Source organism: Pseudolysinimonas sp., from assembly GCF_031389465.1.
In the GTDB taxonomy this organism is placed as follows: Bacteria; Actinomycetota; Actinomycetes; order Actinomycetales; family Microbacteriaceae; genus Pseudolysinimonas_A.
This window is the reverse complement of record NZ_JANMSQ010000202.1, coordinates 1-3,145: the sequence shown is the minus strand read 5'-3', so window position 1 is coordinate 3,145 and position 3,145 is coordinate 1. Positions and strand designations below refer to the sequence as shown.

Here is a 3,145-nt window from a genome sequence, read left to right as displayed (position 1 = left end):
CGTCATCCCGAGCTTCGCCGGTCAGGTCGAGGGTGCCGTCGAGTACGTCGCGGGCCTCGTGCGCGACGGCTGGAACGTCACCGTCACTGCGGCCGGCACGGGAATGGTCGAACGTGCCCGCGATGTGCTCGCCGAGGCTGGTGCGGCGCCCGCCCTCGAACAGGCCGCGATCGAGGCCGGCTTCGCACTGCCCGACGCGAGAATCGCGGTGCTCTCCGAAGCCGAGTTCTACGGCCGGGCCGCGTCGGTCGACGCGCGCGGAACCCGACGCCTGGCGAGCCGCCGCAAGAACGTCGTCGATCCGCTGCAGCTGAAGACCGGCGACTACGTCGTGCATGAGACGCACGGCATCGGCCGCTTCGTCGAACTCATCCAGCGCGAGGTCGCGTCGGGGGAGCGCACCGCGCGCGGGCCGCTCGGTACCCAGCACGCCCGCGTCGTGCGCGAGTATCTCGTACTCGAATACGCGGCAAGCAAGCGCGGCGGCGCCCCCGACCGGCTCAGCGTGCCGACCGACCAACTCGACCTGCTCTCCCGTTACGTCGGCGGCGAAGCCCCCGCGTTGTCGAAGATGGGCGGGTCCGATTGGGCAGCCGCGAAGGGCAAGGCCCGCAAGGCCGTGCGCGACATCGCCGTCGAACTGGTGAAGCTCTACTCCGCGCGGATGGCGAGTGTCGGGCACGCCTTCCCGCCCGACACCCCGTGGCAGCGCGAGCTCGAGGAGGCGTTCGCGTTCGCCGAGACCCCCGATCAGTTGAGCACGATCGACGACGTGAAAGCCGATATGGAACGGCCGATCCCGATGGACCGGCTCGTTTCGGGCGACGTCGGCTACGGCAAGACCGAGATCGCGGTGCGCGCCGCGTTCAAGGCCGTGCAGGACGGCAAGCAGGTCGCGATGCTCGTGCCGACGACGCTGCTCGTGCGGCAGCACATGGAGACCTTCGCCGAACGGTTTGCCGGATTCCCCGTGCACCTGCGGGCGCTCAGCCGGTTCCAGTCCGACAAGGAGTCGAAGGAGACCATCGAGGGGCTCGCCGACGGCTCGGTGGATGTCGTCATCGGCACCCACCGGCTGCTCTCCGAGGGCATCCGCTTCAAGGATCTCGGGCTCGTCGTCATCGACGAAGAGCAACGCTTCGGCGTCGAACACAAGGATTCGCTGAAGAAACTGAAGACCAACGTCGACATCCTCGCGATGTCGGCGACGCCGATTCCCCGGACGCTCGAAATGGCGGTCACCGGCATCCGGGAGATGTCGACCCTCGCGACGCCGCCGGAAGACCGGCATCCGATCCTCACCTTCGTCGGCCCATACAACGAGAAGCAGGTCTCGGCCGCCATCCGGCGGGAACTGCTGCGCGAAGGGCAGGTGTTCTTCGTGCACAACCGGGTGTCGAGCATCAACCGCGTCGCCGCCCAGCTCGCCGACCTCGTGCCGGAGGCGCGCATCGCCGTCGCACACGGCCAGCTGCCGGAGAGCGTGCTCGAGCAGGTCATCGTCGACTTCTGGGAGCGCAAATTCGACGTGCTGGTGTCGACGACCATCATCGAGACCGGCATCGATATCACCAACGCGAACACGCTCATCATCGACGCCGCCGACAAGTACGGGCTGTCGCAGCTGCACCAGATCCGTGGGCGCGTGGGGCGCGGCCGGGAGCGCGCCTACGCGTACTTCCTCTATGACGACGGCAAGCCCCTCGGCGAGGTCGCTCAAGACCGGCTTGAGACCATCGCGGCGAACACCGAACTCGGGTCGGGGATGCAGGTCGCGCTGAAAGACCTCGAAATCCGCGGCGCGGGCAACCTCCTCGGCGGCGAACAGTCGGGGCACATCGCCGGGGTCGGCTTCGACCTCTACCTGCGCATGATCGGCGAGGCCGTAGCCACCTTCCGCGGCGACATCCCCGAAGGGCAGACGGAGCTGCGTCTCGAACTGCCGGTGGATGCCCGCATCCCCGAGGACTACCTCGAGAGCGAGCGGCTGCGGCTCGAGGCGTACCAGAAGCTCTCGACGGCGGCGGCCCCGGCGTCGACCGATGACGCAATCGACGCGGTCGCCGAAGAACTCGCCGACCGTTACGGCGACCTCCCGGATGCCGTGCAGAACCTCGTCGCCATCTCCCGGCTCCGGCGCGCGGCCATCAAGGCGGGACTGTCGGAGGTGGTTGCGGTTGGCGGCAACCTCCGCATTGCGCCCGCCGAACTCCCTGATTCCAAGCAGCTGCGGCTGAAGCGCATGTATCCGGGGGCGCGGGAGTTCGCCGCGGCAAGGGCGCTCAGCATCCCGCTGCCCCAGGGCACCGACGCCGAGCTGATTACCTGGGTCGAGGGCGTGCTGACCGCCCTCTTCGCGCCGCCCGCCCCCGCCGACAGCGCCACCCCCGCTGGTTGAGTGCCGCCGCAGGCGGTGTATCGAAACCGGGACTGCAACGGGTGGGGTTTCGATACGCGAGCCGCGATGCGGCGCGCTACTCAACCCGCGGGGTCCGCTCCCCAACGCGCCCGAGGGCGATCGGAATGAGCACCATCGACCGCAGGTCGATCACGACGTGCAACACGATCGGAACCAGGATCGATCCGGTCACCAGGTAAAGCACCACGAAGAGGGCGCCGAGCACGGTCGAGAACACGATGCCGAGCGGACCTTGGTAGAGGTGCAGCAACCCGAACAGCAGGGTCGCCCCGAGGAAAGCCGCGAGCACGTTGCCGGTGACCGCGAATATGAGCGCGGGCAACCCGAGCCGGAACAGCAGCTCCTCGAAGACTCCCGCGCTCACCGAGAGCGCCGCGCCGTACGGCAGTTCGCCGCGGGTGCGGGGCAGAAGGGCGCGGATGTCGCCGATCGCCGGGGCCTCATCGAGGGAGTTGCGCGCCAACACGACCGGCAGCACGAGACCGGCGAGCACCAGGACGGCGAGCGCGACGGCAACCGGGATGCCGGCGTCCCCGGCGAGGAATCTGCGCACGGCGTCAATCGGCGCCCACTCCTGCGCGGCCGCGAGCGCATGGGGGATCTGAGCCCACGCTCCGACGATCGTCGCGAGGGAGAGGCCACCGAGCGCGAGCACTCCTTCGATCAGCCAGCGGCGGTAGACCTTCTGCCGCGCAACGGTCGAACGCAGCCGCTTGAAGCGCCCGT

2 protein-coding genes are annotated in these 3,145 nt (G+C 68.9%); one reads left to right on the top strand and one right to left on the bottom strand.

Features of this window, described 5'->3' with window-relative positions; translation table 11 throughout:
- The coding region (gene mfd, locus RMO30_RS08050; protein WP_309711727.1) for a transcription-repair coupling factor at positions 1-2,398 on the top strand (2,398 nt) is incomplete at its 5' end.
- Positions 2,399-2,474: 76 nt separating this feature from the next.
- On the opposite strand, the gene RMO30_RS08045 is transcribed toward mfd, so the two are convergent.
- On the bottom strand, positions 2,475-3,145 hold a 671-nt coding region (locus RMO30_RS08045), incomplete at its 5' end, for a CPBP family intramembrane glutamic endopeptidase (protein WP_309711725.1).